The following is a 6,389-nucleotide window of genomic DNA, read 5'->3' on the forward strand; positions in this document are numbered from 1 at the left end:
GCACGGCTGCCACTGTCGTGGCAAGAAAACGCCCGGGTAGCAGCATCTGAACCGCGACCCGAACGGCTATTCTTCCCAGGGCGGCGGCAATCTCAAGTAGCGTGCCGCCGCCTGGAAGTGCGGCCGCGGAAGCGCCGGGACCACCCCAAGGCACGGCGCCCCCAGGCGCTCTTGCAGGGCTGCCACGTTGTCCTGAAACGCGGCCATGGCGGGGTCGAGGGTGTTGGCCACCCAGCCCGCCAGGTGCAAGCCCCGGCGCCGGATCGCCTCCTCCGTGAGGAGGGCATGGTTGAGGCAGCCGAGCCGCATGCCCACCACCAGGATCATGGGGAGTGCCAGCCGCACCGCTAGGTCGGCGCTGTCCCAATCCGAGGAAAGGGGTACCCGGAAGCCGCCCACCCCTTCGACGACGACCGCCTGCGCCTGCCGGGCCAAGTGTTGGAAAGCTTCCAGGATGGGCTCGGGACGGATCGCCACCCCCTGCATTCGAGCGGCGAGATGGGGCGCAATCGGCAGGTCGAGGGGATAGGGATTGATCAGCGCCTGGGGAAAGAGGCGGCCGGCAGCGGCCGCCAGGGCTTCCACGTCGGTCCAACGACCCTCTTCGCAGCCGGCAGCGATGGGCTTCATCCCTACCGCTTGCCATCCCTTCTCCCGCAGCCGGTGCACCAGGGCGCTCGCCACCAGGGTCTTGCCGACACCGGTGTCGGTGCCAGTGACGAAGAGACCGTGTGCCATGACCATGAAAGCGCCAGCGCTCATGTAGGCCTTGGGGGACGGATCTCGATCACCGGCCGCCCGCCTGGGGACAGCCGCGGCGCCTGCTGCCAGGCATGGCCATATACCACCTCGAAGGTGGCTGGCAGCCGCCCCTCGCGCCGCAGGGCCTCGTAGCGCGCCTGGGCTTCACGCCACTGGTTCTTGCCCATGAGCCCGCGGCGCCTGCCCTCCGTGGCGTTATGGGCACCGATTGCCTTGAGGTCCCGCAGGATCTGACCAAACTCGGCGTAGGTGGCGGTGATGAGCTCCATGTCCATCACCGGGTCGGTGAAGCCCGTCCGCACCAGGGCATCGCCCAGGTCGTGCATGTCGATGAAGCGGCTCACGTGGACGTAACCGTCCACGCCGGCGAAGGCCTGCCGCAGCTCCTTGAGCGTGTCGGGGCCGAAGGTGGTGAACATGAAAAGCCCCCCCGGCCGCAACACCCGTCGCACCTCGGCAAACACCCGGCCAGGGTCATCGCACCACTGCAGGGTCAGGTTGGACCAGACCAGGTCCACGCTGGCCCTCGCCAAGGGCAGGTGCTCCAGATCGCCGCACACTCGCTCGGGTAGGGGATCCCGCCCGGGCAGAAATCGCCGCCAGCCACCCTGTCGGGTCTCGATCTTTCTGAGCATGGCGAGCGCCAGGTCCAGGGCCACCAGGCGCGCCTGGGGGTAACGGCGCTCGAGGCCGGCAAGCGCGTAGCCCGTGCCGCAACCCGCGTCCAGCACCGTGCGCGGCTGCAGCTTGATGTAATCCAGACGCTCTAGCAGACGCCCGGCCACTTCCCGCTGCAGCAGCGCCGCCGCTTCGTAGCTGTCGGCCGCCCGCTCGAAGGCGCGGCGCACTGCCCGCTTATCGATGCGATAGGGGGAATCGCCCGGGCTCGTCATGAATCCACTCCACGAAACGTTCGAAGAGGCGAGCGCACACCTGCTGCTCGGCGAGGAAAGGGGCGTGCCCGCCCCCAGGCACCAGGGCGAGCCGGGCCCCGGGCAGCCGGGAAGCAAGCCAGGCGCCGGCTTGCGCAGGAACGATTTCGTCCGGCTCCCCATGGATCACTTGAACCGGACAGTTCACCCGGGCAACCAGGCAACGCAAATCGTTGTCCTGGAGAAACTGTAGCCCCGCCGCCAAGGCTTCGACCGCCGGCCGGGAACTCGCCCCCCGGACGGCGCGCAGCCTCTCCAGCAGGGCGCGGGGGCGCGCCGCCCCGCGGGCCACGAGCACCAGGAACCGCTCCAGGGTGGCGCCGGGATCGCGGGCGAGCTCGGCTTGGAAGCGCTCCAGCACGGCGGCCGCGATCCCCAGGGGCCAGCCATCGCCCGCGACGAAGCGGGGGGTCGCGCTCACTAGCACCAGGCCGCACACCCGCTCGGGATAGGCCGCCGCCAAGGCCAGAGCGAGCTGAGCGCCCAGGGACCAGCCGCCCACGATCGCACCCCTAGGAACCACTTCTGCGAGCGCTGCCACCCACGCTGACCAGCCTCCAGGCACGGGGGGGCTTTTTCCATGGCCTGGCAGGTCCACCCGGTGCACCCGGGCCCGCCGCCCCAGGCGAGCCGCCAGCGTCTCCCAGACACCCCCATGCAGACCCCAGCCATGGAGTAGCACCAGATCAGGCCCCCGGCCTTGGCGCGTGACATGCAGCCGCCCTTTCATCATCAGGCAAGCTCCTCGGTGCCCAGTACGGCCAACTCCTGCCCTGTCTGGGCCAGGGCCTCGACCAGGCGCTCCACGTCCTCTTCCCGGTGGGCGGCAGACAGGGAAATCCGCAGCCGGGCAGTGCCCGGAGGCACGGTGGGAGGGCGAATCGCCGGCACTAGGATCCCCCGCCGGGCGAGAGCTCGACTTGCCGCCAGCGCAAGGGCATTGTCTCCTAACACCAGGGGCTGAATCGGCGTCTCGGAGGCCATTAGCCGCCAAGGGCCGGGCGGGAGCTCTCGGCGCAGCCGGGCGACATGGTCTCGAAGTCGGGCCCTGTCCTCGTCGCCCTCCGCGATCAAACGCAGGCTTTCGAGGAGAGCGCAGGCAAGAAGCGGCGGCAAGGCCGTGGTGTAGATGTAGGGGCGGGCCCGCTGGATTAGGGTTTGCACCACTGCGGGATCGCCCGCCACGAAGGCGCCAAACACTCCGGCCGCCTTGCCCAGCGTACCCACGTAGACGATGCGAGAGGAACGCAGGCCGAAATGGGAGAGCGTTCCCTGGCCTTTGGGGCCCAGCACGCCGAAGCCGTGGGCATCGTCCACCACCAGCCAAGCGTCGAATTCCTCGCACAAGGCCAGCAACTCCGGCAGCGGCGCCACGTCCCCGTCCATACTGAACACGGCGTCCGTCACCACCACCCGCGGCCCGCAGCGGGCGCCGGCGAGCCACTGGCGGAGAGTTTTCAAGTCTCCATGGGCGTAGCGCTTGAACCGAGCCCGGGAAAGAAGCGCCGCGTCGTTCAAGGACGCGTGGTTGAGCCGGTCAGCCAGCACGGTACCCCCGCGACCGGCGAGGGTCGTCACCACCGCCAGGTTAGCCATGTAGCCCGTGGAAAAGAGCAGCGCTGCGGGCAGCTCGACGAACTCGGCCAGGGCCTCTTCGAGGCGGTGATGGGCGTCGCTGTGACCGCTCACCAGATGGGAGGCCCCCGCCCCCACCCCATAACGCTCGATCCCTGCCCGGGCGGCGCGGGCAACACCAGGATGGTGGGCGAGCCCCAGGTAGTCGTTGCTGCAGAAAGCCAAGTACTCGACCCCGCCGATCAAGAGCCGCGGGCCCCGGGCGGCCTCCACCCGAAGCCGCCGACGCCTCAGCTGCCGCGCTTCCAGCGCCGCCAGCTCTCGCCCCAGCGCCGCAAGCTCGGAGAAAGGAACGACCTCCATGCCGCTCGTCATGGGATGGGCGCTTTGCGGCGCCCGTCAGGAAAGGGCTTTAAGCCCCAGCTTCGCGAACAGGGCTTGGTCCCGCTCCACCTGAGGGTTGCCGGTGGTGAGCAACTTTTCGCCATAAAAAATGGAATTCGCCCCGGCCAAAAAGCATAGGGCCTGCACCGGCTCGGGCATGGCTTCGCGTCCGGCAGACAGGCGCACCCATGCCTTGGGCATGGTGATGCGGGCGCAAGCGATGGTGCGCACGAACTCGAAGGGATCCAACGTCTCGGTGCCGTACAGGGGCGTGCCCTCCACCTGCACCAGGGCGTTGATAGGCACGCTCTCGGGATAAGGATCTAAGTTAGCGAGCTGGGCGATCATGCCCGCCCGATGCCGCCGGCTCTCTCCCATCCCCACGATGCCGCCGCAGCAAACGCGAATGCCGGCCGAGCGCACCCGGGCCAGGGTCTCCAGCCGCTCGGCCTGGGTGCGGGTGGTGATGATGCGGCCGTAGAATTCCGGGTCCGTATCTAAGTTGTGGTTGTAATAATCCAGCCCCGCCGCCCGCAGCCGCTCCGCCTGGCCCTCCTTCAGCATGCCTAGGGTGACACAGGTTTCCAGGCCGAGGGCCTTCACGGCGCTCACCATTTCCGCCACCCGTTCCAAGTCCCGGTCTTTTGGGCCGCGCCAGGCAGCCCCCATGCAAAACCGGGTCGCCCCCTTGGCCTTCGCGGCTCGAGCTGCGGCCACCACGTCGGGCAGGGACATGAGATTCTCCGCCACGACACCAGTGGAATAGCGCACCGACTGGGGACAATAAGCGCAGTCCTCGGGACAGCCGCCGGTCTTGATGGAAAGGAGCGTGGAGAGCTGCACCCGGTTCGGATCGAAATTCTGTCGATGGACTCGCTGCGCTTCGAACAGCAAGTCGTTGAAGGGTCGCTCGAAGAGGGCAGCCACCGCTTCGACCGACCAGGCGCAACGCTCCGGCACCGCAGCAGGGCAAACCGTCATGGGCTGGGACATGGCCAACCGTTTTGGGACAAGAAAGGAGAAAGCCTTTAAATTTTTCGCAGTATCGGTTCTCCCAAGGGGGCTGTCAATTTTTGCCAATCGATTTTTGAACAGCCTGGCCCGGGCTTTGCGCCGCGCCGCGAGCGAGGCCTGCCTTCTTTGCGGCAGCGCGACCCGAGAGGGAAACCCCTGCCCGGCCTGCCGAGGGACCTTGCCCCTGCTGCCTCCCGCCCGCTGCCCGGTCTGTGGGGTCTCCACGCCCTTGGCGTGCGTCTGCGGCGAGTGCCTGCGGCGTCCACCGGCCTTCGACGTCGCAACAGCCCCCTTGGAATACCGCTTCCCGGTGGACGCCATGATCCGCCGCTTCAAGTACCAGGGGGACCTGGCCACAGGCCGGGCGCTGGGTCGGCTGCTCTCCGAGCACGTGGCTCCCTTGCCCCGCCCTGATCTCGTGATTCCCATGCCCCTGCACCCCACCCGGCTCAAGGTCCGGGGATTCAACCAGGCGGCAGAGCTCGCCCGGGAAATTGCCCGCAGAACCCGAGTCCCGGTGGTCATGGACCTGTGCGCCCGCCATCGGGACACGGCCGAGCAGGCGCAGCTTTCCAGCAGGGAGCGGCGTAGGAACGTGCGGGGGGCATTCACCTGTGTCCGGGACCTGGGCGGAGCGGACGTGGCAGTGGTGGACGACGTGCTCACGACCGGGGCCACGTTGAACGAGCTCGCCCGGGTGCTCAAGCGCCGGGGCGCCGCCCGGGTACGGGGCTGGGTGGTGGCCCGGGCGCTGCCCGAGTGGGCCGCCAGGGTCTAATTCGACGACCATTCGCCGAGCCGCTCCTCCACGAAGGCGGCAAGCTCGGCGCTCAGCTGGCGGCTTGCCCGGGCCTGTTCGAAGGCGGCGCGGGCCTCCGCGGAACGGCCATCTGCCTGAAGGGCGAGGCCCATGCCCAGCAGCCACACCCCCGTGCCGGGGGCAAGCTGCAAGGCGCGGCTATAGCGCTCCACGGCTTCCCGGTGCCTGCCCGCCCGGTGCAAGAGGGCCGCAAAGAAGGCTTCGAATTGCGCCGAGTCTCCGGCATGGGGTGCGACGGCCGCCAAGGTGTCCAGGGCGGTAGCGCTGGCCCCCCGCTCCACCTGGATGCGGGCCAGAGCGGTGGCGAAGCCGATCTGGCGCGGATTGAGGGCGAGCCCCTCGGCGAGGGTCTTTTCCGCTTCGGCAAGCCGGTTGTCTGCCAACAGCAGCGCCACCAGGCTCTGGCGGGCCGTCTCGTGGCGGGAATTGAGCTCCAGGGCGGCCCTGAAAGCGTCCATCGCTTCCCTGTCCCGGTGCCGCTGCAACGCGGCAAGCCCACGGCGAAACGCGTTCTCCGCCTGTTCCTCGGGCGTGAGGGGCCGGGGCTTCTTATCGATCGACAGGGGAGTTGGGAGAGGGGGCTCGGCACCGGTCCTTTCGGGCCCAGGAGCCGAAGAGCTGGACCCGTCCCCCGAAGCGGCGGTGCTGCCCGCCGAGGGGGCGACGGCAGCCAGCCCCGGAGTGCGGGGCGCTGCCTTGGCATCCTCGCGGGAGACTCCCGGCGCGGATGCCTTCCCCGAGGGTACGGCGCCCCAACGAGCCTCTCCTCCCGCCCGCGAGGCAGGCGCACCTGCACCCTCCTCCGCGCCCGGCGCGGGGCTTGTCGCCAGCGCAGTGGGGAGCAGGGCCTCAGCAGGTCTTGCGGCAGCCTCGGCTATCGCTTCCTGCGCTTCCCCCTCGAG

General features: G+C 69.0%; 7 protein-coding genes. 1 reads left to right on the forward strand and 6 read right to left on the reverse strand.

What is annotated here, in order from left to right; all coding sequences use genetic code 11:
• Positions 1-66: 66 nt before the first annotated feature.
• Genes bioD through bioB form a run of 5 tightly spaced genes read right to left on the reverse strand, consistent with a single transcriptional unit; the run spans position 67 to position 4,646 of the window.
• Positions 67-762, reverse strand: a complete 696-nt coding sequence (bioD, locus tag V7Q81_RS04480; RefSeq protein WP_333840724.1) for a dethiobiotin synthase — start codon at positions 760-762, stop codon at positions 67-69.
• Positions 759-1,655, reverse strand: coding sequence for a malonyl-ACP O-methyltransferase BioC (gene bioC, locus V7Q81_RS04485; RefSeq protein WP_333840725.1), 897 nt, complete (start codon positions 1,653-1,655; stop codon positions 759-761). The genes bioD and bioC overlap by 4 nt, the downstream gene beginning before the upstream one ends.
• Positions 1,618-2,427, reverse strand: coding sequence for an alpha/beta fold hydrolase (locus V7Q81_RS04490; RefSeq protein ID WP_333840726.1), 810 nt, complete (start codon positions 2,425-2,427; stop codon positions 1,618-1,620). The genes bioC and V7Q81_RS04490 overlap by 38 nt, the downstream gene beginning before the upstream one ends.
• Positions 2,427-3,632: an 8-amino-7-oxononanoate synthase gene (bioF, locus tag V7Q81_RS04495; RefSeq protein ID WP_333840727.1), complete on the reverse strand. Its 1,206-nt coding sequence runs from the start codon at positions 3,630-3,632 to the stop codon at positions 2,427-2,429. Before bioF ends, V7Q81_RS04490 begins: the two co-directional genes overlap by 1 nt.
• A 36-nt stretch (positions 3,633-3,668) precedes the next feature.
• The gene (gene bioB / locus V7Q81_RS04500; RefSeq protein WP_333840728.1) at positions 3,669-4,646 is read right to left on the reverse strand and encodes a biotin synthase BioB; all 978 of its coding nucleotides are present in this window, start codon (positions 4,644-4,646) and stop codon (positions 3,669-3,671) included.
• Between the two features lie 199 nt (positions 4,647-4,845).
• Between bioB and V7Q81_RS04505 the strand changes: the two genes are divergently transcribed.
• Positions 4,846-5,445, forward strand: a complete 600-nt coding sequence (locus tag V7Q81_RS04505; protein WP_333840729.1) for a ComF family protein — start codon at positions 4,846-4,848, stop codon at positions 5,443-5,445.
• Here V7Q81_RS04505 and V7Q81_RS04510 read toward each other — a convergent pair.
• Complete coding sequence (locus V7Q81_RS04510; protein ID WP_333840730.1) at positions 5,442-5,945, reverse strand: tetratricopeptide repeat protein; 504 nt, start codon at positions 5,943-5,945, stop codon at positions 5,442-5,444. The genes V7Q81_RS04505 and V7Q81_RS04510 overlap by 4 nt on opposite strands.
• Positions 5,946-6,389: the final 444 nt, after the last annotated feature.

Source organism: Pelomicrobium sp. (assembly GCF_036803785.1).
Taxonomy (GTDB): domain Bacteria; phylum Pseudomonadota; class Gammaproteobacteria; order Burkholderiales; family UBA6910; genus Pelomicrobium.